23 protein-coding genes are annotated in these 24,556 nt (G+C 69.5%); 14 read left to right on the top strand and 9 right to left on the bottom strand.

Translation table 11 applies throughout. The annotated features are described in order from the left end of the window. Positions 1–49 precede the first annotated feature (49 nt). Both NBT81_RS07270 and NBT81_RS07265 read left to right on the top strand, forming a co-directional pair. The gene (locus NBT81_RS07270; protein WP_338742145.1) at positions 50–355 is read left to right on the top strand and encodes a hypothetical protein; all 306 of its coding nucleotides are present in this window, start codon (positions 50–52) and stop codon (positions 353–355) included. Next, positions 348–1,016 (top strand): RAD55 family ATPase, encoded by a 669-nt coding sequence (locus NBT81_RS07265; protein ID WP_338742144.1) that lies wholly within the window; start codon positions 348–350, stop codon positions 1,014–1,016. Before NBT81_RS07270 ends, NBT81_RS07265 begins: the two co-directional genes overlap by 8 nt. Here NBT81_RS07265 and NBT81_RS07260 read toward each other — a convergent pair. Together NBT81_RS07260 and NBT81_RS07255 are read right to left on the bottom strand one after the other, a co-directional pair. Continuing rightward, a complete protein-coding gene (locus NBT81_RS07260; protein ID WP_425498776.1) occupies positions 1,010–2,644 on the bottom strand; it encodes a hydantoinase B/oxoprolinase family protein in 1,635 nt (544 codons plus the stop codon). The genes NBT81_RS07265 and NBT81_RS07260 overlap by 7 nt on opposite strands. A gap of 68 nt (positions 2,645–2,712) precedes the next feature. Further along, positions 2,713–4,743: a hydantoinase/oxoprolinase family protein gene (locus NBT81_RS07255; protein ID WP_338742140.1), complete on the bottom strand. Its 2,031-nt coding sequence runs from the start codon at positions 4,741–4,743 to the stop codon at positions 2,713–2,715. Positions 4,744–4,824: 81 nt separating this feature from the next. Here NBT81_RS07255 and NBT81_RS07250 point away from each other — a divergent pair, with 81 nt between their 5' ends. From NBT81_RS07250 to NBT81_RS07235, 4 genes are all read left to right on the top strand, one after another. Then, on the top strand, positions 4,825–5,199 hold the full coding sequence (locus NBT81_RS07250) for a YlbF family regulator (protein WP_338742138.1): 375 nt from the start codon (positions 4,825–4,827) through the stop codon (positions 5,197–5,199). 168 nt (positions 5,200–5,367) lie between these two features. Beyond that, positions 5,368–6,486 carry a HAMP domain-containing sensor histidine kinase gene (locus NBT81_RS07245; protein WP_338742137.1) on the top strand — a complete coding sequence of 373 codons (1,119 nt, stop codon included), beginning with the start codon at positions 5,368–5,370 and terminating at the stop codon, positions 6,484–6,486. A gap of 80 nt (positions 6,487–6,566) precedes the next feature. Beyond that, positions 6,567–7,190, top strand: a complete 624-nt coding sequence (locus tag NBT81_RS07240; protein WP_338742136.1) for a CDP-4-keto-6-deoxy-D-glucose-3-dehydrase — start codon at positions 6,567–6,569, stop codon at positions 7,188–7,190. A gap of 21 nt (positions 7,191–7,211) precedes the next feature. Next, positions 7,212–7,835, top strand: a complete 624-nt coding sequence (locus NBT81_RS07235; RefSeq protein WP_338742135.1) for an RAD55 family ATPase — start codon at positions 7,212–7,214, stop codon at positions 7,833–7,835. Here the strand turns inward: NBT81_RS07235 and NBT81_RS07230 are convergent. Further along, positions 7,832–8,089: a hypothetical protein gene (locus tag NBT81_RS07230; RefSeq protein WP_338742134.1), complete on the bottom strand. Its 258-nt coding sequence runs from the start codon at positions 8,087–8,089 to the stop codon at positions 7,832–7,834. The genes NBT81_RS07235 and NBT81_RS07230 overlap by 4 nt on opposite strands. Positions 8,090–8,126: 37 nt before the next feature. After that, entirely contained in the window at positions 8,127–9,107 is a 981-nt protein-coding gene (locus NBT81_RS07225) for an FKBP-type peptidyl-prolyl cis-trans isomerase (RefSeq protein ID WP_338742133.1), read from the bottom strand. A gap of 96 nt (positions 9,108–9,203) precedes the next feature. Between NBT81_RS07225 and cyaB the strand changes: the two genes are divergently transcribed. The 4 genes from cyaB to NBT81_RS07205 are packed head-to-tail and all read left to right on the top strand — an operon-like array spanning position 9,204 to position 12,794. Then, entirely contained in the window at positions 9,204–9,746 is a 543-nt protein-coding gene (cyaB, locus tag NBT81_RS07220; protein ID WP_338742132.1) for a class IV adenylate cyclase, read from the top strand. 59 nt (positions 9,747–9,805) lie between these two features. After that, positions 9,806–11,032, top strand: coding sequence for a methionine adenosyltransferase (locus NBT81_RS07215; RefSeq protein ID WP_338742131.1), 1,227 nt, complete (start codon positions 9,806–9,808; stop codon positions 11,030–11,032). Positions 11,033–11,082: 50 nt separating this feature from the next. Next, positions 11,083–12,300: a tRNA sulfurtransferase gene (locus NBT81_RS07210; RefSeq protein ID WP_338742129.1), complete on the top strand. Its 1,218-nt coding sequence runs from the start codon at positions 11,083–11,085 to the stop codon at positions 12,298–12,300. Positions 12,301–12,341: 41 nt separating this feature from the next. Further along, entirely contained in the window at positions 12,342–12,794 is a 453-nt protein-coding gene (locus NBT81_RS07205) for a DUF5804 family protein (RefSeq protein ID WP_338742128.1), read from the top strand. Here NBT81_RS07205 and NBT81_RS07200 read toward each other — a convergent pair. Further along, on the bottom strand, positions 12,791–13,690 hold the full coding sequence (locus NBT81_RS07200; RefSeq protein WP_338742127.1) for a PLP-dependent cysteine synthase family protein: 900 nt from the start codon (positions 13,688–13,690) through the stop codon (positions 12,791–12,793). The genes NBT81_RS07205 and NBT81_RS07200 overlap by 4 nt on opposite strands. Before the next feature lie 52 nt (positions 13,691–13,742). Next, positions 13,743–15,806 carry an NAD-dependent DNA ligase LigA gene (ligA, locus tag NBT81_RS07195; protein ID WP_425498775.1) on the bottom strand — a complete coding sequence of 688 codons (2,064 nt, stop codon included), beginning with the start codon at positions 15,804–15,806 and terminating at the stop codon, positions 13,743–13,745. Between the two features lie 82 nt (positions 15,807–15,888). Here ligA and NBT81_RS07190 point away from each other — a divergent pair, with 82 nt between their 5' ends. Continuing rightward, complete coding sequence (locus NBT81_RS07190; RefSeq protein WP_425498774.1) at positions 15,889–16,263, top strand: thioredoxin family protein; 375 nt, start codon at positions 15,889–15,891, stop codon at positions 16,261–16,263. A gap of 9 nt (positions 16,264–16,272) precedes the next feature. Here the strand turns inward: NBT81_RS07190 and NBT81_RS07185 are convergent, their stop codons facing one another. After that, entirely contained in the window at positions 16,273–18,480 is a 2,208-nt protein-coding gene (locus NBT81_RS07185; protein WP_338742124.1) for a thioredoxin domain-containing protein, read from the bottom strand. A 117-nt stretch (positions 18,481–18,597) separates the two neighbouring features. On the opposite strand from NBT81_RS07185, the gene NBT81_RS07180 reads away from it, so the two are divergent. After that, complete coding sequence (locus NBT81_RS07180) at positions 18,598–19,695, top strand: ATP-binding protein (protein WP_338742123.1); 1,098 nt, start codon at positions 18,598–18,600, stop codon at positions 19,693–19,695. Between the two features lie 24 nt (positions 19,696–19,719). Continuing rightward, positions 19,720–20,565: an aldo/keto reductase gene (locus NBT81_RS07175; protein WP_338742122.1), complete on the top strand. Its 846-nt coding sequence runs from the start codon at positions 19,720–19,722 to the stop codon at positions 20,563–20,565. Between the two features lie 113 nt (positions 20,566–20,678). Here NBT81_RS07175 and NBT81_RS07170 read toward each other — a convergent pair whose 3' ends face one another. Further along, positions 20,679–20,921, bottom strand: coding sequence for a hypothetical protein (locus tag NBT81_RS07170; protein ID WP_338742121.1), 243 nt, complete (start codon positions 20,919–20,921; stop codon positions 20,679–20,681). Positions 20,922–20,991: 70 nt separating this feature from the next. Here NBT81_RS07170 and NBT81_RS07165 point away from each other — a divergent pair, with 70 nt between their 5' ends. After that, entirely contained in the window at positions 20,992–22,614 is a 1,623-nt protein-coding gene (locus NBT81_RS07165; RefSeq protein WP_338742119.1) for a phospholipase D-like domain-containing protein, read from the top strand. On the opposite strand, the gene NBT81_RS07160 is transcribed toward NBT81_RS07165, so the two are convergent. Then, on the bottom strand, positions 22,611–24,518 hold the full coding sequence (locus NBT81_RS07160) for a DHH family phosphoesterase (protein ID WP_338742118.1): 1,908 nt from the start codon (positions 24,516–24,518) through the stop codon (positions 22,611–22,613). The two genes, NBT81_RS07165 and NBT81_RS07160, sit on opposite strands and share 4 nt — an antisense overlap. Between the last annotated feature and the right edge of the window lie 38 nt (positions 24,519–24,556).

Raw genomic sequence — 24,556 nt, 5'->3', positions numbered from 1 at the left:
GCCGTCGATCACCGACAGGAGCATTTAATTGTCACCAACGTGGAACTAGATGGACGTGTCGCGCATGACCCCGACCGGTCCCCTCGTCGGTGACGACGGCGGTGTGATGGGCCCCCACCGCGGCTACCATAGTGACGCGTCCACCCCTCGAACGGGGCGCGACGACGAGGGGTCGCTGTCGGTCCGCGACGCCAACGACGGTAGCACGGTCGCCGACCTCGAACGGTGCGTGGCTTCGTCGGGAGCGACCCTCGCGGCACCCACACGACCGACCGACGACCCGAGGATCTCCCCGCCGCTCCGTTCGATCGATACCCTGCCGTCCACGGACACGGAGGCTCACTCCGATGGCTGAACACGACACCAGAACCGACCGGTATCCGCTCCCCGAGTCGCTACCGGTCGACGTCGACGGTCTCGACGTCGGCACGAACCTGTTGATCTCCGGGCCAGCGATGTCGGGCAAACGGCAACTGGTGTTCGACCACCTCGCGCCCGGGATCGGCGACGTCGACCCCGTCGTCATGATCACCACCGACGATCCGGCGACGCGCATCCGCGCCGACCTCGGGGATCGCGGTATCCCGGTCGATTCGGACGCGTTCCGCATCGTCGATGCCTCTGGCGCACCGGGCGATGACGACGACCCCGTCGTCAACCGCGTCTCCTCACCGGCCGATCTCACCGGCATGGGCGTCGGCTCCACCGAGGTGGTCGACGAGCTGGGGACACCCGACCGCCTCCGACTGGGCTTCGTCTCCATCTCGACGCTCCTCCAGTACGTCGACTCCGAACGCGCCTTCTCGTTTCTGCACGTCCTCTCCCGGCGGGCGAGCGCCGCCGGCTACCTCGGTGTCTACAGCATCGACCCGACGACCCACGAGGATCGGTTCGTGAACGTCGTCACCTCCATCTTCGACGCCGTCGTCGAACTCCGAGAAGTCGACGGCGACCGTGAGCTCCGGATTCGAGGACTGCCCGAGGTCGACGCCGAGTGGACGGCCTTCCCCTACTGATCGTCCGGATCGGTGTCGTACCCGTACGTGTCGCGGGCGACTGCCGCCGACAGCGTCCCGAGACGCAAGTCCCGACGCACGGCCTCCGTCTCCCGGTCGGCCGGGTCGCCGAACCCGCCGCCGCCCGGCGTGCGGACGCTCACCACGTCGCCCGCGTCGAGGTCGTGTGTCGACTTGCCCGCTATCCCGGTCTCGTCGCCGTCTACCCGTACCAGTCGGTCCGAGCCGGCGCTTCCGGGGCCGCCACCGGCGATGCCGTACGGCCGGTGTCGGCGTCGGTCCGCGAGCAGACTGAACGCCACGCCGTCGGTCAGCGCCTCGATGTCCCGCCTGATCCCCAGACCACCGCGGAACTCGCCAGCACCGCCCGAATCCGCGCGATACTCGTAGCGGCGAACCCGGAGCGGGTAGGCCGTCTCCAGCAGCTCGGCCGGCGTGTTTCGCGTGTTGCTCATGTGGACGTGGACGCCGTCCAGCCCGTCCGCGCCGGCCCGTCCACCGGACCCGCCGCCGACGGTCTCGTAGAAGGCGAACGGATCACCCTCGCTGTCGGTGCCGCCGAAGGTGACGCTGTTCATCGTCCCCTGACCGGCGGCCACCGACCGCTCCGGCGCCTCCGTGCCGAACGCGCCGAGCAGCGCGTCGACTACCCGCTGGGACACCTCCAGATTCCCGCCGACGACGGCCGAGGGCGGTCGGGCGTTCACGATCGATCCCGCCGGTGCTCGGATCTCGACCGGCCGGTACGTCCCCGCGTTCGGCGGCACGTCCGGATCGGTCACACACCGTACCGCGTAGTACGTCGCCGAGGCGGTCACCGCGAGTGGCGCGTTGATCGGCCCCGCCACCCCGTCGCTCGTCCCCTCGAAGTCGACGACGACGTCGTCGCCGTCGACCGTCACCGCGACCGCGATCCGGAGGTCCTCGTGGTTCAGTCCGTCGTCGTCGAGGTGGTCCTCGAACCGGACGGTGATGTCGGGTAACTCGTCGAGTTCGGCACGCATCCGCCGCTCGGCGTACGCTTTGATCTCGGTCGTCGCCGCCCGGAGCGTGTCGAGGCCGTGTCGCTCCGCGAGTTCGCGGACCCGGTCGACGGCCGTCCGGTTGGCCGCCCGCTGGGCGCGGAAGTCGCCCCGCCGCTCCTCCGGCGTCCGCACGTTCGTCAGTAGCAGGTCGAACACGTCCTCGACGGGGTCGCCGCCGTCGTAGAGTTTCACCGGCGGGACGCGGAGCCCCTCCTGGTAGATGTCCGTCGAGTCGGCCGCGACGCTGCCCGCGAGAGCGCCGCCCACGTCGGCGTGGTGGGCGCGGTTCGCCGCGACGGCTACGAGGTCGCCCTCGACGAACACCGGCGTCACGAGCGTCATATCCGGCAAGTGTGCGCCGCCGTGGAACGGATCGTTCAGGAGGACCGCGTCGCCGGGCGACAGCGACGACGGGGGGAACGCCTCTATTGCCGCCGTCACCGAGTAAGGCATCGCGCCGAGGTGGACCGGGATGTTCTCCGCCTGACTCACCAGTTCCGCGCTCGCCTCGCCGTCGCTCGCCACGTCGAACAGCGCACACGAACAGTCCCGTCGGTCCGTGATGTTCGGCGAGTAGCCCGTCCGCACGAGCGTCGCGTTCATCTCCTCGGCGACGGCGACACAGGCGTTGCGCAGCACCTCGAGCGTGACTGGGTCGAGCCCGCTACCTCTCACGGCTCGATCACCACGTTGCCCAGGTCGTCGACCGTCGCGGCCGCGTCAGGCGGGACGACGGCCGTGCTCTCGTCACCCTCGACGACGGCCGGCCCGTCGAAGGTCGCCCCCGACCCCAGCGTCGGCCGATCGTAGACCGGCGTCTCGTGGGTCTCCCCGCCGACGGTCGCCCGCCTGGTCGTCCGGGGGTCGGGGTCGGCCGTCCCGCCGTCGCCCCTCGACAGCGACGGCGGGTCCACGAGCCCGCGTGCGCGGAGTCGGACGGTGACAAGTTCGATCGGTTCCGACGGGGTTGCGTGCCCGTACCGACGCTCGTGGCGGTCGTGGAACCGGTCGGCGACGGCCGTCAGATCGCCCCGATCGAGACGTCCCTCGGGAACCTCGACGCGGAGGTCGAACGACTGCCCGCGATACCGGAGGTCGACGGCGCGTTCGATCCGGCGGCGGTCGGGCGGGAAGCCCTCAGAGTTCAGGCGCTCGGCGGCATCGGCTTCGAGTCGATCGAACCGGGCGGTCAGTTCGGCCGGATCGATCCCCGGCCACGGCCGGACGGTGGAGACGCTCTCCTCGTGGACTGCGTCGCTGATGAGGAGGCCGAGCGCGGAGAGGACGCCGGCCGAGTGTGGGACGACCACACGGGGGACGTCGAGTTCCGCCGCGAGTTCGGCGGCGTGGAGCGGTCCCGCCCCGCCGTAGGCGACGAGCGTGAACCCGCGGGGGTCGTGGCCCCGTTCGACCGAGACGACCCGCAGTGCACGCTCCATGTTGGCGTTCGCCACGTCGACGACCCCGCGGGCGGCGGCCTCGACGTCCAGGCCCAGCGGGTCGGCGACCGACTCCCGGACCGCCTCGCGGACCGTCGCCTCGTCCGCGCTCCCCTCGAAGAACGTCCCGGGGTCGATCCGCCCGAGCAACAGGTGGGCGTCGGTCACCGTGGGAGCCGTTCCGCCGCGACCGTAACAGACCGGCCCAGGATCGGCCCCCGCCGACCGAGGACCGACACGGAGGCTCCCCCCATCGTCGACCCACGCGATCGATCCCCCACCCGCGCCGATGGTGTGGACGTCGACCATCGGCACCGTCACCGGGTAGTCGCCCACCCGTCCCTCGGTGGTGACGACCGGGTCACCGTCGCGGACCAGCGACACGTCACAGGAGGTGCCACCCATGTCCATCGTCAACGCGTCGTCGAAACCCGCCGCGCCGGCGACGTGGGCCGCTCCCCGAACCCCGGCCGCTGGGCCGGAGAGGAGCGTGTTCACCGGTCGCTCCCGAGTGGCGGACGCCGACGCGACGCCACCGTTGGACTGCATCACCGTCACCGAGGCGGGGACGCCGACGTCGGCGACGTGTTCCTCCAGCCGACCGAGATACCGGTTCATCACCGGCTTGAGCGCGGCGTTGATCGCCGTGACCAGCGTCCGCTCGTACTCCCGAATCTCCGGCAACACGTCGCTGGACAGCGACAGGTCACAGTCGACTCCCTCCTCGCGGAGTATCTCCGCCATCCGGCGCTCGTGGGTGTCGTCCTCGAACGAGAAGAGGAAGGCGACGGCGACGCTCTCGGCGTCGCTCTCGCCGATCGCTCGGGCGACCGACCTGGCGTCGTCCTCGTCGAACGGTTCGACCACCTCCCCCCGGCGGTCGAGACGCTCCGTCACTTCGAACCGACGTTCCCGGTCGACGATCGGCGGGGGACTCCCGGCGTGCAGATCGTACAGATCCGGCCTGGTCTGTCGCCCGATCGCGACGGCGTCGCGGAACCCCTCGGTCGTGACGAGCGCCGTCTCGGCCCACTCGCGTTCGAGCAGTGCGTTCGTCGCGACAGTCGTCCCGTGGGCGAAGAAGTCGACAGCGTTGGGATCGAGTCCCGCGTCACCCGCCTGGGCCACCCCGTCGAGGACGCCCCGGTCGGGGGAGTCGGGCGTCGACGGGACCTTCAGCACCGTGATACCGTCGCCGTCGGCGACGACGACGTCGGTGAACGTCCCGCCGACGTCGACGCCGAGACGGACGTCGGTTTCCATACCCAACCGTCTGGGCGCTCTCGGCCATAAACCTCCGCCCGAGTCGGCAAATTGAAGCGGTCGGCACCCCAAGCGATCGGTATGAGTACGAGTGCCCCGCAACTGGAGGATCTCGGTCGGAAACTCGGCGAAGCCATCGCGAACTCGCCGGCACACGAACGGTTCGAGGAGGCACAGGCGGCCGTGCAGGACGACGACGACGCACAGGAGCGGATCGCGGAGGTGGAGCGGCTCCGCGACGAGTTCGTCGCCGCCCGCGAGGTGGGCGAGGCCACACAGGAGCAGATTCAGGAGCTCCAGCGGGCACAGAACGACCTCCACTCGATGCCCGTGATGGAGGAGTTCCTCGACGCACAGGACGCCCTCCAGCGCCAACTCGAGGAGATCAACCACTCTATCTCCGATCCTCTCGCCGTCGACTTCGGCGGCGAAGCCGGCGGCTGCTGTCACGACTGATCGGGCACGCCTGTGCGTCGCGGATCTCGCGTGTGATAATACGGGGAATCGACGGCGGTGTATCTCGGGTGAGTCCACCGATCGTCGCCGATCCGACGGCGTCCCAAGATTTTCAGTAGTGATAATTCAGCGCCACGATTTATGCACCGCCGCCCCTGCGGTCGGGGCGTGCCCGCTCGCCGACCGATCGGAGTGCTCACCCTACCAGTAGCGACACGGTGGACCGGATACTGGTTGCTCCTCACGTTCTTCGTGCTCTTCTTTCGGTTCCACGGTGTCTCCATCGGGGCCATCCTCTCCGTCGAGTTCGTCGTGGGTGTGCTGACAACGCTCCCGTTCGTCGGTGCTATCCTCTACGGCGGGTACTGGCTCGAGCGCAGCGACCTTCCGACCGAGCGATATCCACGGATCGGCCGGTGGTTCGGCGTCGGTCTCGTCGGGTTCCTCCTGTTGAACGTCGCGATGATCCTCGTGTGGCCGGCCGACTCGACGTACGACGACCTCTCTTGGGCGCTGTTCGCGGCCGCAGTCGGCGGTGCGGGCGGACTGGGGATGGGCCTATTCGAGGCCCGGGCGATAGATCGGGCCGTCGCAGCCGAGCGCAACCGCGTCAGGCGCGAGGAACTGGCGCGGCGCAACGAGCAACTCGAACGGTTCGCCGGTCTCGTCTCCCACGACCTCCGGAATCCCCTGAACGTCGCGTCGGGACGACTGGCGCTCGCCTGCCAGGAGTGTGATAGCGATCACCTCGACGCGGTCGCCACGGCCCACGACCGGATGGAGGCGATCGTCGAACGGACGCTGGCGCTGGCGCGGAGCGGTCGGATCATCGGCGACACCGAGTCGGTCGACCTCGCGACCGTGGTCGAGGAGTGCTGGGAGGTGGTCACGACGGCCGACGCCACCCTCCGGATCGAGGCGTCGACGACGGTCGAGGCGGATCCAGATCGGATCCGGCACCTGTTCGAGAACCTGTTTCGGAATAGTGTGGAGCATAGCTCCACTGAAAGCCGGACGGAGTCCGGCGATGGCGTCGAACACGCCGGCCGGGGCGCGACCGTCACCGTCGGCGACCTCGACGGCGGTTTCTACGTCGAGGACGACGGCGTCGGCATACCCGCGGAGGAGCGCGACGACGTGTTCGACGCGGGCTACTCGACCGACCCCGAGGGGACGGGGTTCGGACTGAGCATCGTCGAACAGATCGCCGAGGCCCACGGCTGGCGGATCCGTGTCGTCGAGGGAACCGACGGCGGTGCGCGGTTCGAGGTGCGTGACGTCGACTGACCCCGGGCCGCACCACACACCACCTGCGTCCGACCGTTCGATCCCCGGATTCATATTCGATAGCGCGGCCACTCCGCCCCATGCTCGCCATCGCCGGAGGTAAGGGTGGGGTCGGCAAGACGACGACGGCGCTGGGGCTGTCGACGGCCCTCGACCCGCCCGTCGTCGCGGCCGACGCCGACCCGGACATGCCCGACCTACACGCTCTCGCGGGCGTCGACCGCGAACCGACGCTCGCCGACCTCGACGCGGGTGGCGTCGACGCCGTGGCCCAGTCACACCCCGGGGCGACGGACGTCTCCCTGTTGCCAGCGCCGCCCATCGGCGAGGCCGACACTGTCGATCGGTCGCTGGAGCGACTCGCCGCGACCGACCGCCTTTCGGTCGTCGACTGCCCCGGCGGTTCCGGCCCCGACGCCGCCGCGCCGCTCCGTGTGGCCGACGCCGCAGTCCTCGTCACGACGCTCTGTGCGCCCGCTCTCCGCGACACAGCCAAGACGGCCGCTATCGCTCGCACCCTCGACACGCCGGTGTGGGGTGTCGTGTTGACCCGGACGCGGGCGGCCCCGGACGCCGTCGTGGACCTCTTCGACTGTCCCGTCCTGGCGTCGGTGCCCGCGGCGGACCCACCGATCCTCGACGACGAGACGGTCCGTGCCGCTTACGGACGCCTCGGTCGCACGCTGGGAGAAAACCTATTATGATCCCGCGACGTATTGGCACACATGGCGTCTCGGCTCCCGACCGGCATCTCCGTCCTCGATAGACAACTCGACGGCGGAATCCCGCCCGGGAGCATCCTGCTTTTGAGCGCCGACCCGGCCAGTCAGTCGGAGTCGCTGCTGTACGAAATCGCGGCCGCGCGCGGGACGCTGTACGTGACGACCGTCCGCTCCGAACAGGCCGTTCGGGACGCAGTCGACCGGTACCGTGGCGGGATCGACCGCCTATCGGTCCGCGACGCCGGCACCTACCCGCCGATCGACAACGCCACACGGTTGGTGAAGGACCTTCCCGAGAGCGCGAACCTCATCGTCGACGTGGTCGACCCACTGGAAGACGCCGAACCGACCCGGTACCGAACCTTCCTCAACGAACTCCAGAACCACATGGTCAACACGGGATCGATCGCCGTCCTGCACGCGATGCACGGCGACGACACCCCGAACCGGTCGCTCACCGAACACATGGCCGACGTGGTGTTCGACCTCCACACCAGCACCTCGGGGTCACAGATCGTCAACCGACTCGCAGTCCCGAAGTTCCGGGGGGGAAGCGCACTCGAAGAGACGATCAAACTCAAACTCACCGACGGCGTCACCATCGACACCAGCCGCGACATCGCCTAGGCAATGTAGAGGCCGGTCGCGACGGTGACGACGGCGGTAGCGATCATCCAGAGCCGGGAGTTCTCGAACGCGCTGCCGGTCGAGCCCTTGCCGAGAAAGAGGTAGCCGAAGTACATCGCTATCGGCGAGAGCCGAAGCAGTGGGTTCGCCGTGACCCCCAGCCCGTACCGGAGGGTGAGCGACAGCGCGACGGTACAGCCCGCGGCGACGGCCGCGACCCGGAGATCCGCCGCGACTTCGGGTGGCAGATCCATAGTCGTGAGACGCCCGGCCGGTACAAGAACGCGGTGGTTACTCCTCGAGGTCGACGTCCTCTTCGAGTTCCTCGACGATCTCGTCGGCGTCGACGTCGACGTCCTCGAGCGCCTCCTCGACGTCCGCGCCGCCGGCGCCGCCCATACCGCCCATCATACCGCCCATGCCGCCCATCATGCCGCCCTCGATGGTCTCTTGGACGATGACCCGATCGAGGTCGAGTCGGTCCATGATCTGCTGGGCGATCTGCTGTTTCTGGAAGAGCCACTGCTGGTTCATCGTCATCTGGGCCGTGGCCTCGATGTACAGCGTCTCCTTCTCGACGGTCTGGGCCTCGGTCTCGTACTCGGGGTCGTCCTCGTCGGATTCGACTTGGGTCTCCTCCTCGACCTCGTCGGTCTGGATCCACACCTCGGGGGCGTGATCGAGGTGCATGCCGAGCAGTCCGCGGGCACGCTCCGCGGGGTCGTCGACGACGTCGACGATCTCGTACTCGTACTCGAGGTCCTCGCCGGCCAGCGGGTGGTTGAAGTCGACACGGGCGCGCCCGCCGATGATCGTCTCGATGTGGCCCTGCTGGCCGTCGACGGTGACGTGGGCGCCGGGGTAGCGATCGTCTTCGTCGATCTTCTCGGCGCTGACGGTCCGCACGTCGTCGGGGTCGAACTCACCGAACGCCTCGACCGAGTCGACGCTGACGGTGTTCGTGTCGCCGACCTCCTTCCCGATCAGGTCGTCGTCGACCGCCTGGAAGACGTGGCCCGCGCCGATGACGATGATCCGGGGCTCGAACTCGTGGCCCTCCTCGTCGATGCCGGCTTCCTCGGCGATCTCCTCGCTGGTCGTGTCGACGACCTGGTCGTCGCTCACGGTTCGGACGGTGTACTCGAGTTCGACGAAGTCGCCGTCCTGCAGGCCAGTGGCCTCGTCGGTCTCGCTAGCTGTCTCCGCGTCGGGGTCATCGGCCGCGTCGGGGTCGACCGGCTCGTCGGCCGATTCGGCCTGTTCGTCACTCATACACCCTACAACTCTCGTGCGACCCTTAAGAATCACGTTTCACGCCGCGAGCCACGAGTCCGGTGGACTTTTTCCGACTCCCCGCCACGCTCGGGCATGTACGAGGTCGAACTGAAGGTCCGCGCGGGCCACGAGGCGGTCCGGCAGCGCCTGTCGTCGCTCGGCGCGGAGGACGCCGGGACGGTCAGGCAGATCGACACCTACTACGACGCCCCCCATCGTGACTTCGCCGAGACCGACGAGGCCCTCCGGATCCGCCGCGAGGAGGGTGAGGACGGGTCGACGACCCGCGTCACCTACAAGGGACCGCTCGTCGAGGCGGAATCGAAGTCCCGGCGCGAGATCGAGACCGGCGTCGACGACGCCGACGACTTGGATTCGATCCTCGACGCACTCGGCTTCTCGCCCGCCGCCGTCGTCGAGAAGGAGCGCGAACGCTACGTCCTCGACGACTACACCGTCACGCTCGACAGTATCGCGGACCTCGGCGAGTTCGTCGAAGTCGAACACGAAGCTCTCGAATCCGACCTCGAATCGACCCGCGAAGGGGCCGCCGATCGCCTGCGTGACCTCGGTCTCGATCCGGACGAACAGATCCGAACCTCGTATCTCGGCCTCCTTCTAGATTCTTCCCAGTAATACTAGAGCGTCGAAAGGTTTCCGCAAGTTATAGCATCCGGCGGGGCGAACGTCCGGCGATGAGCGACCGGAACATTCGAATCGAGTCCGTCGACCGGCGAGCAGTCGAGGACCAGGAAGTGGAGATCGTCGAACGGAAGGGTATCGGTCACCCGGACTCACTCTGTGACGGGATCGCGGAACACGTCTCCCGTGCACTCTCGAACCTCTATCTCGACCGCGTCGGCAAGGTGCTACACTACAACACCGACGAGACGCAGTTGGCCGCCGGCAACGCCGCCCCCGCCTTCGGCGGCGGCGAGGTCGTCGAACCGATCTACGTCCTCGTCGTCGGGCGCGCGACACGGACGTACGAGGCCGACGACGGCACCGAACACACCCTCCCCGTCGACTCGGTGGCACTCTCGGCGGCACGGGACTACCTCGCGGAGGTCGTCCCCGAACTGGACTTCGGCACCGACGTGGTGGTCGACACCAGACTCGGGGAGGGGAGCGGCGACCTCCAGACCGTCTTCGGCGAGGAGGGCGCGACCGTCCCGATGGCCAACGACACGAGTTTCGGCGTCGGGCACGCGCCGCTGACCGAAACGGAGCGCATCGTCCTCGACGCCGAGGAACATCTCAACGGCTCCTACGCCGCCGACCACCCCGAACTCGGCCCCGACGTGAAGATCATGGGCAAGCGCGAGGGCGACCACATCGACCTCACGGTGGCGGCGGCGATGATCGACCGGCATCTCGACGACGCCGAGGCGTATCTCGACGCGGTGGCGAACGTCCGCGAGGCGGTGACCGACCTCGCGCGGGACCGCACGGACCGCACCGTCGCCGTCGAGGTGAACACCGCCGACGACCCCGCCAAGGGGAAAGACGGCCTCTACCTGACGACGACGGGAACGAGCGCCGAACAGGGTGACGACGGCTCCGTCGGTCGTGGCAACCGCGCGAACGGCCTCATCACCCCGAACCGGCCGATGAGCATGGAGGCCACGAGCGGGAAGAACCCCGTCAACCACATCGGCAAGATCTACAACCTCCTCAGCACGCAGGTCGCGGAGGCCGTCGTCGACGAACTGAGTGGCATCCGCGACTTCCGGGTGCGTCTCCTCAGTCAGATCGGCCGCCCCATCGACCGCCCCCACGTCGCCGACGCCTTCGTCGTCACCGAGGACGGCGTCGCCCTCGCCGACATCGAGGCCGACATCGAGGACATCGTCGACCGGGAACTCGCCGACGTGACCTCGATCACCCGGCAGGTCATCGACGGCGACCTCCGGACGTTCTGAGCCCTCGGCTCCGAGCCACGGACCGAACTACCCTAGTACCCCGGCGGCGTATGACCGTCGTGACCGTGGACGACGCGCACGACGCCACCCCCGACCCCGACACCGTCCTCGTGAGTTTCGGCGACATCAGTTCCAAGAGCCGCGAGGTTCGGGGCAAGATGACGCGCCGTCTCCGTGCGAACGTCGCCGCCCTCCTGGACGCTCGGGGCGTCGAGGCGACGGTCGACGCCGAGTGGGCACGGGTCGTCGTCCACACGCCCGACCCGGACCGGGCCGCCCGGGTCGCCGCCGACGCCATGGGCGTCGTCCGGGCGCGCCCCTCGATCCACATGCCGGCAGACCGCGACGCCATCGAGGACGCGTTGCGGTCGCTCGCCCGCGACGCGTCCGCGGTGGACACCTACGCCGTCCGCGCCCGGCGGGCCGGCGACGCGTCCGACCACGACTTCACGAGCCGCGAGATAGAGCGCGGCGGCGGCCGAGCGGTCGGGTCCGTCACCGACGCGTCGGTCGACCTCGACGACCCCGACCGGACCTACCACGTCGAGGTGCGGGGCGACGACGCCCACGTCTCGACGACGAGTTACGACGGCCCCGGCGGCCTCCCCCTCGGGACCCAAGAACCGCTCGTCGCCCTCGTCAGCGGCGGGCACGACTCCCCCGTCGCGGCCTACGAGACCATGCGCCGCGGCGCACCGATCGTCCCCCTGTACGTCTCGGTCGGTCGCTACGGCGGCCCGGACCACGAGGCCCGGGCGGTCGCGACGGTCCGCCGACTCGCCGGCTACGCGCCCAACTTCGACACCCGCCTCCGGATCGTCCCCGGCGGCGACGTGGCCCAGCGTCTCGTCGAGGACGTCGACGACACCCGGATGCTCTCGTGGCGGCGCGCCATCCTCGGGATGGCCGAGGCCGTCGCCGACCGCGAGGGAGCCGTCGGCGTCGTCACCGGCGAGGCGATGGGACAGAAGTCGAGCCAGACCGCCGCCAATCTCGCCGTCACGGACGCGGCGGTCGACTGCCCGGTCCACCGACCGCTGTTCGCGTGGGACAAGGCGGACATCGTGGATCGCGCGCGCGAGATCGGCACCTACGAGGACTCCTCGATCCCCGTGGGGTGTGAGCGCCTCGATCCGCCGTTTCCGGAGACGGGGGCGACACTCGACGCCGTCGAGGCCGCCGAACCCGACGACCTGTTGGACCGGGCCGCCGCCGCCGTCGCCGACCTCCAGGTCGTGGACGACCCGACCGCCGCCGACGCCCGCTGACCGGCGCAATCGATTTACGGGAGTGTCCCGACTTCGCGACCGTGACGCAGGTGTGTATCGTCGGTGCGTCCGACGTCGACCTCCGGTACGAACTCCTCTCCCGTGAGACGTCGCGGGCGGCCCTCGCCACGTACGACCTCCACGAACCCTACGAAAACACCATCGCCGTCGACACGGTCAGCCTCGGTGCTGCCGTCTCGCTTCTGAACGATCTGAACTGGTATCTCGTCCGGTTCGCGGACGCCGCGCTGGTTCGCGAGCCGAGCATCTCGACCGAGGAGTGGCTCTCGCGAGAGTTGGCCGCGGCGGTCCGCGAGGGCGAGCGTGACCCCGAGGAGACGGCCCGTCACCTCCGGGTGTACGGTCTCGCAGACGACGAACTCGTCGAACCGATGTACGTCACGCGCGTCGACGACACCGTCCCCGAGTACGACCTCCGGGCCGTCGACGACACCGTCGTCGTCCGGGTGACCGAGTCCGAGTTCGGCGGTTAGTCGAACAGGCCCGTCGACATGTAGCGCTCGCCGCTGTCCCAGAACACCGTCACCACCAGCGGTTCGTCCGTCCCCCTCTCGTCGGCCAGTCGCTCGGCGACCCGCTTTGCACCGAGGCTCGACGCCCCGCTCGACTGACCGACGAGGATTCCCTCCTCGCGGGCGAGGCGGCGACACTCCGCCTCCGCGTCCGGCAGCGAGACGTCCTCCACGTCGTCAAGGAGGTCCACGTCGACGTTCTCGGCGACGAACCCCGGACCCATTCCCTGGAACTCGTCCCGTCCCGGTTCCCCGGACAGAAACCGGTTCGTATCGGGCTGGACGCCCACCACGGTCAGGTCGGGATACGTCTCCTGCAGACGGCGACCGGTTCCCGAGATGGTACCCCCGGTGCCGACGCCACAGACGAGCGCGTCGACCGGTCGATCGGTCTGTTCGAGTATCTCCTCGCCCGTCGTCCGGTAGTGGGATTCGGGGTTGGCGGGGTTCTCGAACTGGGACATCTGGACCATCCCCTCGGCCTCCAGTTCGTCGGCGCGCTCCCGCGCGGCGTCCATCTCGCCGTCGACGAGTTCCACGTCGGCTCCGTAGGCCTTCATGATCGCCCGGCGCTCCGGCGATTTCGAGGACGGCATCACGACCGTCACGTCGTACCCTTTGGCGGCCCCGACGACGGCGAGGCCGATGCCCGTGTTCCCGCTCGTCGGTTCGACGATGGCGTCGCCTGGTTCGAGTTCGCCCGCTCGCTCCGCGGCCTCGACCATCGCCTTCGCCGGGCGGTCCTTCGCCGACCCGCCCGGGTTCTTCGACTCGACTTTCGCTGCCACCGTCGTCCCCGGTGGGGAGTCGATGCGGACCAGCGGCGAGCCGATGGCGTCGAGGATGCTGTCGTGCATTGGGGGTCGGTTGGCGGTCGTCGCCTAAATCGGTGGTGGACCCGGCCCGCCCTCACTCGATCCGCGAGAGGAGTCGCTCCTCGAAGGCCTCGGGGTCGAGCGTCTCGACAGCCTCGCGCTCCGCCGCCTCACGCTTCCGCGTCCCCGGGTCCTCGCCGACGACGAGGTAGTCCGTCGCCCCGCTGACCGACGACGTGACGCTCGCGCCGTGGCGTTCGAGCAAGTCCGAGAGCTCCGACCGGGTGTAGCCGGGGACGCTCCCCGTGAACACCACCGTCAGCCCGTCGAGTTCGTCGCCGTCCGCGTCGGCCCGGCGTTCGGGCCGTACCGCCTCCCGGAGTCGCTCGACCGTCTCGACGTTCGCCGGCGTCTCGAAGAAGGCGGTCACGGCCTCGGCCACCTCCGGTCCGACGTCCTCGACGTCCCGCAACGCCCCGGCGCTCGCGTCCATCAACACCTCGAGGGGGAACGCCGACGCGAGCGCCCGCGCCCGCTCGGTCCCGACGTGTCGGATGCCGAGCGCGTAGAGGAAGGTCCCGAGGTCGACACCCCTGCTCCCCTCCAGTTCCGAGAGCAGGTTCTCGGCGGAGCGCTCGCCCCACCCCTCCATCCCGATCAGGTCGTCCGCGTCGAGGTCGTAGAGGTCGGCGACCGACTCGACCAGTCCCGCCTCGACCAACTGTTCCGCCGCCCGCTCGCCCACGCCCTGGATGTCCATCGCGTCCCGCGAGCAGAAGTGCTGGACCGACCGCTTGAGCTGGGCCGGACACGACGCGTTCGCACAGAAGTGGTACTCGCCCTCCTCGGCCACGCGCCCCCCACAGACCGGGCAGGTCTCGGGCATCGCGAAGCCGCCGTCGTCGGCTCCCGAGGAGCGTGGCTCCTCGCTGTCGACCACCTCGGCGACCTCCGGAATCACGTCGCCCGCCCGTTCGATCCGGACGGTCGTACCCTCGCTGACGCCCAGTTCGCGGACCTGCGCGGCGTTGTGGAGCGTCGCTCGACTGATCGTCACCCCCCGCACGTCGACGGGGTCGAGCAGGGCGACCGGCGTCAGTTTGCCCGTCCGCCCGACCTGTACGACGATGCGCTCGACGGTCGTCTCGCCGGTTCGAGCGGGGAACTTGTAGGCGAAGGCCCACCGGGGATGGCGCGCCGTCGACCCCAACCGCTCCCGCGTCTCGAAGTCGACCACCTTCGCGACGACGCCGTCGATCTCGTACTCGAGGTCGGCCCGCTCGTCCATCAGTCGGTCGCGGTAGTCGAGGACGCCCTCGGCGTCGTCGACGACCGTCGTCTCGTCGTCGACACGGAACCCCAACTCGCGGAGCAGGTCGACCGCTTCGGTCTGGGAGCGGAGCGTCGCCGACGTCTCGATCACGTCGTAGAAGAAGACCTCCAGCGGACGGTCGGCGACCGCCGCCGGATCGAGGAGCCGTATCGTCCCCGCGGCGGCGTTGCGCGGGTTGGCGAAGGGGTCGTCGCCGCGTTCGACCCGGCGCTCGTTCAGTTCCTGAAACCCCGAGCGGGGCATGTACACCTCGCCCCGTACCGCGAGAACGTCGGGCGCACCGGACAGCCGAAGGGGGACGCTTCCGACCGTCTTGAGGTTCGCGGAGACGTCCTCACCCGCCTCGCCGTCGCCGCGTGTCACCGCCCGGTCGAAGACGCCGTCCTCGTAGACCACTTCGACCGAGAGGCCGTCGAACTTCGGTTCCGCGGAGTAGTCCACGTCGCCGACCGCCTCGCGGATCCGCCGGTCGAACTCGCGGATCTCTTCCGGGTCGCCCGACGATTGGAGGCTCAACATCGGCGCGACGTGGTCGACCGTCTCCAGTTCGTCGAGCGGTTCGCCGCCCACGCGCCGGGTCGGTGAGTTCTCGTCGTCGAGGTCGAACGCGTCCTCCAGTTTCCTCAGGCGATCGAACAGGGCGTCGTAGATGCGGTCGGCGATCACGGGATCGTTCGCGACGTAGTAGCGGTAGTCGTGGTACTCGATCGCCTCGCGCAGCCGTTCGGCCTGCTCTCGGGCCGCGTCCTCGTGCACGTCCTCGATCGGGTCGAACGACGTCTCCGGTGTTCGAACGTACGGGTTGTCGTCGGGTTCCTCGACCATCGCGTCGTTCACACGGGTGGTCGCCGGATACGAATAGGTAGCGACTCGACCGGCGCGGAACGCGGAGGTTAACACCGTGGACGTGGTACCTCCTCCCATGCTCGAAACCATGAATCCCGACGGCGAGTGGGACGGCGACGACGACGTGCGCGAGGCGCTTAGCCGCGAGGGCCTCACCTTCCTCGTCTGGGGGGCGGACTGGTGTGGCGACTGCACGGCCCAACTCCCCGGTTTCGCGGCCGCCCTCAACGCCGCGGGCGTCCCCGCAGACCGGATCGAGCAGTTCCCCGTCGACGACGACAAGCGGGGTGAGGGCGTCGACGAGTACGGGATCGAGTACATCCCGACCGTCGTCGTCGAGCGCGATGGCGAGGAGATCGTGCGTTTCGTCGAGGAGGAACCGGTCACCATCGCCGAGTATCTCGCCGAGCGGATCAGCGAACGGGCCGAGGCGTAAGCGCCGGCGTCACTCCGACAGCCACGACAGCGCCGCGTCGAGGTCGGTCTGGGGCGGCGAGCAGGTGAAGTCCCGACAGGCGTAGACCGTCGGTTCACCGTCGACGGCCTCGCGGTTCGCCCAGATCGGCGGGGTCTCGTCGACGCCGAGGGCGTCCAGCCACGCCTCCAAGTCGGCGTCCGAGGCGGGTCGTGGCGCGACGATGCCCGTCGGGAGGTACGCTTCGGCCAGGCGCTCCCGCCACGACGCCGGGAGGTCGTCGGCCGCGAGCGTCAGTTCGACCGGTCCGCGAGCGTGGGCGTCGGCCGCGAGGACGAGCGACGCGTGTTCGAGCGGGCTCCCGCGGATGCGGTCGGCGTGTGTCGACAGGAGGCGCTCGGTCACGTCGCCGAACCCCTCGTCGGGGACGAAGAGGTCGAGGTCGTCGAACAGGGCGGCCGCGACCCCGATACTCGACGGCGTCGACCGGTCGTTCAGTTCCTGGGGTCGCGTGACCAGCCCCTCCCCGCTCGCCGGCGTGTAGTAGAGCGTTCCCGCCTCCGGGTCCCAGAACTCCGCGCGGATCTCGCGGGCGAGGTCGACCGCGAACGCGAGGTGGTCGACCTCGCCGGTCACCTGATAGCAGTCGAACGCGCCCCTCGCGAGGAAGGCGTAGTCGTCGAGGTAGCCGTCGACCTGGACGTCGCCACGTCGAGACGCGGTCTCGCCTGCCTCCGACCGTGGCTCGGAGACACTCTTGTACCGCCGGGAGAGGTGCCCCGCCTCGGCGTCCCAGAGCTTCTCGCGGACGAACCCGAGGGCGTCGGTCGCCAGCCCCACGAGCGCCGGATCGAGGGTTCGCGCGCCGGTGGCGATAGCGGAGATGGCGAGGCCGTTCCACCCCGCGAGGACCTTCTCGTCGCGCGCTGGCCGAGGGCGCTCCGACCGCGCCTCGAACGCGCGGGTCCGCGCGGTCACGAGAACGCGTTCGACGGTCTCGACGGGCAGATCGTACGACTCGGCGAGGTCTCCGTAGCTCGCCGAGACGGTGAGCACCGAGGTGCCGCCCTCGAAGTTGCCGCCGGATTCGACGCCGTAGCGGTCACGAAAGAGGTCGGCGACCGTCCCGGCGTCGACGCCGTCGACGTCAGCGTCCGCGACGGCCTCGCCGACCTCCTCGGGCGTCCAGACGTAGAACGCCCCCTCCGCGTCCTCGGCCTCCTCGCCCTCGTCCAAGCGGGACGCTGGCGGGCGGCTCTGAGCGTCGAGCGTACTGAAGAACCCTCCGTCGGGGTGGCGGAGTTCGCGTTCGAGGAAGGCGACGGTTTCCGCGGCGACCCGGGCGTACCGGTCCGCCCCCGTCGCCGCCGCGGCCGAGAAGTAGAGCCGCGGGAGTTCGGCGTTGTCGTAGAGCATCTTCTCGAAGTGGGGCACCGTCCAGTCGCGGTCCGTGGCGTACCGGTGGAAGCCGCCGCCCACGTGGTCGTAGAGGCCGCCCGCGGCCATGGCGTCGAGCGCTTCGCCGGCCACCTCGCCGGCCGCCTCGTCGCCGTCGAGGGCCGCCGCCCGGAGCAACAGGTCGACGCGTCGAGGTTGGGGGAACTTCGGCCCGCCGGAGCCGAAGCCGCCGTGAGTGCGGTCGGCGCTCCGGACCGCCGCCGCCGTCGCCGTCTCCAAGGTGTCGGACTCCGGGGGGTCGCCCGGATCGTCGGGCGTCGATTCGAGTTCGTCCGTGATCGCGGCCGTCCACTGGTCGGCGCGGTTCTCTATCTCCTCGCGGTCCTCCGCCCACGAGTTCGACACGTCCTCCAGCAGTTGCAGAAATCCCGGTCGTCCGCGATTCGGCTCCCGCGGGAAGTAGGTCCCGACGTAGAAGGGCTTCCCCTCCGGCGTGAGGAAGACCGAGAGGGGCCAGCCACCACCGCCCGAGACGAGTTGGCAGATGGTCTGGTAGACGCTGTCGAGGTCGGGACGCTCCTCCCGGTCGACCTTGATCGGCACGAACTCCTCGTTGAGCACCGCCGCCACCTCCTCGTCCTCGAAGCTCTCCGACTCCATGACGTGACACCAGTGACAGGCGGCGTAGCCGACCGAGAGGAAGATCGGTACGTCGTAGTCCCGCGCCGCCGAGAGCGCGTCGTCGTCCCACGGTTGCCAGTTGACCGGGTTGTCGGCGTGCTGTTCGAGATACGGGCTGGCCTCCTCGTCGAGACGGTTCTGCCGTGTCGGCGCGGTCATGCCGCTCGGTTCGGCCTCCGGACGTGTAAACCCCCGACGATCCGTCTCATCCCAGTCACGTCGTCCGATCGGTTCGGGACGGGCAATCGTTTTGTAGGTGGTCGACGATGCGAAGGTATGGATCGATTGGGGTGGGAACGGCGACTCGCCGACCACGCCCCCACGCTGGTCGTGACGCTCGGTGTCGTCCTCGGCGTCGTCTCCGTCGCCGCCTTCCTCGACGACGTCTCGCGCGTCGGCGTCGGTCCCGCGACGGTCGGGTCGCTCGGTCTCCTCCTGGTCCTCGCCGCCGGGCTGGTGGCACTGAGCCGGTGGCTCGCGGCGAGCAGTCTCCCCCTCGAAGACGTCTGGACCGTCGTCAGGTGGTGTCTCGGTGGGATGGCCGGCTTCGCCACCCTGTCGGCGCTGACGGTCGGCCTCAGACTCGCGCAGGGTCGCCCCGTCGCGGGGGCCGCGCTCGTCGTCACCGCCATGGCCGGCGGCGGCGGTATCGCCGGCGGTATCGCCGGCGTCTACTACGCTCGGGCCACCCGGACGGCCCGCGAGTCCGGCCGCCGCCGCGACGCACTGGTCTTCCTGAACAGCTACCTCCGACACAACGTGTTGAACGCGACACAGGTGATCCAAGGGTACACGAATCTGCTCGCCCAGCGATCCGACGCCGACGAGACGTACCTCGAACCGATCGAGCGCCGGAGCGACGCGATCGCGTCGCTCATCGAGGACGTGAAGCAACTGTGCGACGTGTTCTCCGGACGGCACTCACCCGCGCCGATGGACGTCTCGACGGTCGTACTCAGGGAGGTCGAAGACGTGCAGTCGACACACGAAGCGGCGACCTTCGAGGTGGACGTCCCGTCCGAACTGTACGTGATGGCGACCGACGCCGTCTCCGCGGTGTTCTCGAACCTACTCCAGAACGCGGTCGAACACAACGACTCGGCGGCGCCGACCGTCACCGTCTCGGTCGAGTCGACGCCACGGACCGTCTCGGTCCACGTCGTAGACGACGGCCCGGGCATCCGGGACGAGGTGAAGACGAACCTGTTCGAGTCGTCCGTCGAGTCGGGCGAGGGACGCGGCATCGCTCTGGTGAAGACGCTGATGGACCACTACGGCGGCGAACTCGACGTGTACGACGCCGAGCCACGCGGGACCGACGTCGTCGTCCGGTTCCGTCGCCCACGGTCCGGTCGCGGCCGACGAGAGGTATAACCGGGTGGGCGCCGAACGGGAGCCATGCGACCGCTCGACGAAACCTGTGACACTTTCGACATCGGCGGCGAGTTGACGGTCCACCGCCTCGGCTTCGGGGCGATGCGCATCACCGGCGAGGGCGTCCTCGGCGCTCCCGACGACCCCGACGAGGCGCGTCGCGTTCTCGACCGTGCGGTCGAACTCGGCGTCGACTTCGTCGACACCGCGGACTCGTACGGTCCGGGGACCAGCGAGCGGCTGCTCCGCGAGGCCGGCACGCCCGAAGACGCAGTCGTCGCCACGAAGGGTGGGCTCCTTCGCTCCCCCGACGGCGACTGGCTCCGCCACGGCGACCCCGACTACCTCCGGAACGCCGCGTTGTGTAGCCGCGACCGTCTCGGGGTCGACACCCTCGACCTGTACCAGTACCACGCCCCCGACGGCGACGTCCCCATCGAGGAGTCGATGGCCGCGCTCGCGGAGCTCCGCGACCGTGGCCTGATCGACCACGTCGGCGTCAGCAACGTCTCCGTCGACCAGTTGGACCGCGCCCGGGACGTCGTTCCCGTGGCGACGGTGCAAAACGAGTACAGCGTCGCCGACCGCACCCACGACGACGTGCTCGACGCCTGCGAGGAGGACGGCATCGGCTTCGTCCCCTACTTCCCGCTCGGCGGTGGCGACCTCGGGGCGAAAGCGGACGTCCTCGACGAGGTGGCCGCCGCCCACGGCGCCACGCGTCGACAGGTGGCGCTCGCGTGGCTCCTGGAGCGGTCACCCGTCGTACTCCCCATCCCCGGCACGTCGAGTGTCGATCACCTCGAGGAGAACGTCGCGGCCGCCACCCTCGACCTCACCGACGACGAGATGGCGCGCCTGTCGGCCTAAGCGACACCCCGTCACCGGGACGCGTCGACTATCGCCACCGTCGTGTCGTCCCACCCGGTCCGAAGTCGCCCCCGAACCGCGAAGACGACGACGCGACTGACGATTCGTGGGCGCTACCCCAGGAGCGTCGCCACGAACAGCAACGAAAATCCGAGTGCGAGACAGAATCCACCGACCCGTCCCGCCCACGTGTGTTCTCGGACGTCCGACTGGGCCGTGTCGATGCGGTAATCCTGAAACTCCTCGTTGTACTCGACGTAACTCGGCATCTGGAAGAACTCGACGAACACCAGTGCGCCGCCGAGCGCACCGAGCGCGGACCCCAGCAACCGGAGCGCGTTCGCGACAGCGACCATGGACACACCGCGACGGACTCGGACAAAAATCCTCCGGACGTTTATGCCCGATGGCGCGGCCACGACCGCCGTGTCACGCCACCACTGGTCCGTCGTCACGCTCTCGATCGCACTCGTCGTCCTCTCCGTCGTACCCGCGCCGGTCGCGACCGGTGCCGAGGGTGGGAACGAGACCGGGGTCGATCCGGCCGTCGTCACCGCCGTCCCCAACCCCGTCGCCGACGGCGACGCCGGCGAGTTCGTCGTCGTTCGCGTCCCGCCGCGGTCGACGGCGAACTGGACGCTCGGTGACGGCGAGACGGTCGTCCCCCTCCCCGCGGATCGTCCCGCCTCCGAGTTCGCGCTCAGCGCCGACCCCAACAGGACGCGCCGGTTGACCGACGCGCCCGCGGTCGAAGCCCCCGAACTCTCGCTTGCTAACGGCGGCGAACGGCTCCGCCTCCGGCGGGACGGCGCCGTCGTCGCCCGCCTCGACTACCGCGACGCACCCGAAGGCGAGCGCCTCGTCCGGACCGACGACGGCCGCCGGTGGCGACCCGTCGGGATCGATCCACGGCGTGTCCACACGTACGGTCGCGCGAACGTCACCGGCTTTCTCCTCCCCGACTCGCCTGATCTCCCCGTGGAGACGCTCCGCGATGCCCGGAGTCGCGTCCTGCTCGCCGGCTACACGCTCACCAGCGAACGGGTGGTCGACGCCCTCGTCGCCGCCAACCGCCGCGGTGTCGAGGTGGCCGTCCTCGTGGACGCCGATCCGGTCGGCGGTCGCTCGGCGCGAGGGATGGCCGCGCTCGACCGACTCGCCGACGCCGGCGTCGAGGTGACCGTCCTCGGCGGTCCCGGTGCCCGGTTCGACTACTACCACCCCAAGTACGCCGTCGTCGACGACCGGGCGCTCGTCATGACGGAAAACTGGAAACCGGCCGGCGTCGGTGGCCGGAGTAGTCGCGGGTGGGGCGTCGTCGTCGACTCCCCCGTCGTCGCGGCCGACCTCGCCGGTCTCTTCCGGGCCGACGCCGGGTGGCGGGACGGGATTCCCTGGCGGCGCTACCGACGGGGGAGCGTGTCCGAGGACGACCCACCCGCCGAGGGACGTTACCCCTCGCGAATCGATCCGACCACGGCGACGGCCTCGTCGGTTCGGGTGCTCACGGCCCCGGGTAACGCGGAGTCGGGGCTGGTCGACACCATCGACGCCGCCGAGAACCGCGTCGACGTGATCCAGCCCTCCGTCGGGCGTCGTGACGGCCCACTCCTCCGGGCGACGATCCGTGCCGCCGAGCGGGGGGTCGAGGTCCGGATCCTCCTCTCGGGATCGTGGTACGTCACCGAGGAGAACGCTGCCCTCGTCGACTGGCTGAACGGCGTCGCCGAGCGACGCGACCTGCCGCTGTCCGCACGGGTCGCGGAGCCCGGCGGCCGGTTCGAGAAGATTCACGCGAAGGGCGTCGTCGCCGACGACGTCGTCGTGGTCGGGAGTCTCAACTGGAACGAGAACGCGGTCTCGGAGAACCGTGAGGTGTCGGTCGCCGTCCGGAGCGACCGCCTTGCGGCGCACTTCCGCGAGGCGTTCGAAGCCGACTGGCGGGGCAACACGGGAACCGACCGGACGACGTGGATCGTCGTCGCCGGCGCGGCCGCGGCGCTCGTCCTCGCGGTCGTGGTCGCGCGGAAGACGGTCCGGTTCGACTAGGTGTCGAGCACCGTCGCGCTCGACAGCGCCTCGTCGAGTTCGGCGTCGGCCATCTTCTCCACCAGCGCGTCGATCACCTCGCCGCGCATCCCCTTCACGAACTTGATGGAGCCGACGACGAGGTGGCCACCGCCTGAGACGCCGCCGCCCACGACCTCTTCGTTGAGTTCGGAGACCATCTCGGGGATGTCGAGGCGGACGCCGTCGGACCGGAGGACGGCGAAGTCGGGGCCGTAACCGATGGTGATGACTGGGTCCCCCGTCTCCTCGACCTTGCGGTCGTGGAGGTTGCCGGTCGTCTTCCCCGGAGCGGGGTAGGTGAAGCGGTGGGCGAAGTCGTCGAGGTCGACCCGGTAGAGGTGGGCGTCGTTGTCCAGCCGTTCGTGTTCGACGTGCGGGTCCAGCGCGGCGAGTTGGCGGTCGATGTCGCGCTCCGCTCGGTCCGCGAGGAAGTCGACGAGTTCCTCGTGGCGGTGTTCGTCGTCACAGTCGACGTTGAGCACGTCGCTGACGAGCGTCTTGCCCTCGCTGTAGCGGAGCCAGTGGGCGGCGTAGTCGAGCGCCTCGCCGATCCGAACCAGATCCCCACGGTCGTAGCCCGCCTCGCTCGCCAGGTCGACGAAGTCGCTCATCGTCTCCGCCTTCGACCGGTCGGCCAGTCCCGCGACTGCGGGGACGTGCTGGAGTTCGTCGGTCATCCCCGGGTCGATCATCCGTGCGAGTTCGACACACATCATCCCGGTCGTGATGCGGTAGTCCTCGCCGTGGAGGTAGGGGTTGACGTGGGCGTCGAGCAGGTCGTTCACCGCCTCGGGATCGGGGTGGTGGTGGTCGACGACGACGATGGGAACGTCGTAGTGGGCCAGGTTCTCGTATGCGGGGACGTCCTCCTCGGTGCTCCCGTTGTCCAGCATGAGCAGCAGCGGGAGTTGTTGTCCGTGTCGCTCCCGGCCTTCGAGCGCGAAGTTGAGGTCGCGGGTCACGTCCTCCATCTCGTAGTAGGGGGCCTTGCTCGGCAGTCGCTTGATGAGGTGGCGGGGCGCGTCGTCGTCGTCGTGGACCGACCGGATGAAGCGTTCGAGCGCGACCTGGACGGGGAGAGAGGCACACATCCCGTCGCCGTCGGCGTGGTGACGCACCCGGATCGGGCGGCCCTCGAGGACGGCCCGTCGCAGGCGACGGGCGACGCCTTGGAGGTCCGGCCGGAGTTTGTCGAAGGCGTCCCACTCGACCAGCGCCGGTACGTCGTTCGGGGCGGCGCGCTCGGACAGCCCCGTCTCGACTCGCTGACGGACCTCGTCGGCGTCGTCGCCGGTCAGTTTCGAGAGTGACTCCACCTCGATCTGGGGGCTTCCCTCGTGTTCCTCGACCGTCCCGGCGATCCGAACCACGTCGTCGAGTTCGACCTCCGGATGTGCGCGCACGCCGGCCTCCTCGAACGCCGTGCAGGCGACGATCCCGGTGGCGTCACAGCATCGGAACACGGTCGGACCCGCGGTCTGCTTGATCTGAGTGACCGTCCCCTCGACCGTGACGGTCTCGCCGACCTCGAGGTCCTCGACGGGCGTCACCGTGGGCCGGTGGTCGACGGCGACCGTCCGGTAGTCGTCGACGTCGGCCTCGGTGAAGGCGACGTCGCCGTTCTCGCGGATCTCGTCGAGTCTGACGAGCAGTCGGTCGCCGACGTCGTACTCGCCGGTCAGATTCGATTCGTGGACGAGCCCCGACACCTCGTCGGAGACGTCGACGAAGACGCCGTAGGCGACGACGCCGTTGACGACGGCGTGGTAGTTGTCGCCGACCGCGACGTCGTCGGTCGTGCAGTCGGGTGCGAGGTCGTAGACGGTGGGGCGGGAATCGTCCGCCCGGTCGGTGCCGGAATCCCCGGCATTCCCTGCGGTCATACTATGCTGTGGTGGGTGACCGAAGTTAAGCCTTGCAG

This window comes from Haloplanus sp. CK5-1, from assembly GCF_037201915.1.
In the GTDB taxonomy this organism is placed as follows: domain Archaea; phylum Halobacteriota; class Halobacteria; order Halobacteriales; family Haloferacaceae; genus Haloplanus; species Haloplanus salilacus.
This window is presented reverse-complemented; position numbering and strand designations above follow the sequence as displayed.

Coding starts and splice junctions, on each gene's coding strand:
- NBT81_RS07255 (WP_338742140.1), bottom strand. CDS start 4,743: ATGGAAACCGACGTCCGTCTCGGCGTCGACGTCGGCGGGACGTTCACC.
- NBT81_RS07250 (WP_338742138.1), top strand. CDS start 4,825: ATGAGTACGAGTGCCCCGCAACTGGAGGATCTCGGTCGGAAACTCGGC.
- NBT81_RS07170 (WP_338742121.1), bottom strand. CDS start 20,921: ATGGTCGCTGTCGCGAACGCGCTCCGGTTGCTGGGGTCCGCGCTCGGT.
- NBT81_RS07160 (WP_338742118.1), bottom strand. CDS start 24,518: ATGACCGCAGGGAATGCCGGGGATTCCGGCACCGACCGGGCGGACGAT.
- NBT81_RS07200 (WP_338742127.1), bottom strand. CDS start 13,690: ATGCACGACAGCATCCTCGACGCCATCGGCTCGCCGCTGGTCCGCATC.
- NBT81_RS07185 (WP_338742124.1), bottom strand. CDS start 18,480: ATGACCGCGCCGACACGGCAGAACCGTCTCGACGAGGAGGCCAGCCCG.
- NBT81_RS07225 (WP_338742133.1), bottom strand. CDS start 9,107: ATGAGTGACGAACAGGCCGAATCGGCCGACGAGCCGGTCGACCCCGAC.
- NBT81_RS07215 (WP_338742131.1), top strand. CDS start 9,806: ATGAGCGACCGGAACATTCGAATCGAGTCCGTCGACCGGCGAGCAGTC.
- NBT81_RS07265 (WP_338742144.1), top strand. CDS start 348: ATGGCTGAACACGACACCAGAACCGACCGGTATCCGCTCCCCGAGTCG.
- NBT81_RS07180 (WP_338742123.1), top strand. CDS start 18,598: ATGGATCGATTGGGGTGGGAACGGCGACTCGCCGACCACGCCCCCACG.
- NBT81_RS07210 (WP_338742129.1), top strand. CDS start 11,083: ATGACCGTCGTGACCGTGGACGACGCGCACGACGCCACCCCCGACCCC.
- NBT81_RS07235 (WP_338742135.1), top strand. CDS start 7,212: ATGGCGTCTCGGCTCCCGACCGGCATCTCCGTCCTCGATAGACAACTC.
- NBT81_RS07270 (WP_338742145.1), top strand. CDS start 50: ATGGACGTGTCGCGCATGACCCCGACCGGTCCCCTCGTCGGTGACGAC.
- NBT81_RS07230 (WP_338742134.1), bottom strand. CDS start 8,089: ATGGATCTGCCACCCGAAGTCGCGGCGGATCTCCGGGTCGCGGCCGTC.
- NBT81_RS07240 (WP_338742136.1), top strand. CDS start 6,567: ATGCTCGCCATCGCCGGAGGTAAGGGTGGGGTCGGCAAGACGACGACG.
- NBT81_RS07175 (WP_338742122.1), top strand. CDS start 19,720: ATGCGACCGCTCGACGAAACCTGTGACACTTTCGACATCGGCGGCGAG.
- ligA (WP_425498775.1), bottom strand. CDS start 15,806: ATGGTCGAGGAACCCGACGACAACCCGTACGTTCGAACACCGGAGACG.
- cyaB (WP_338742132.1), top strand. CDS start 9,204: ATGTACGAGGTCGAACTGAAGGTCCGCGCGGGCCACGAGGCGGTCCGG.
- NBT81_RS07260 (WP_425498776.1), bottom strand. CDS start 2,644: ATGAACGCGACGCTCGTGCGGACGGGCTACTCGCCGAACATCACGGAC.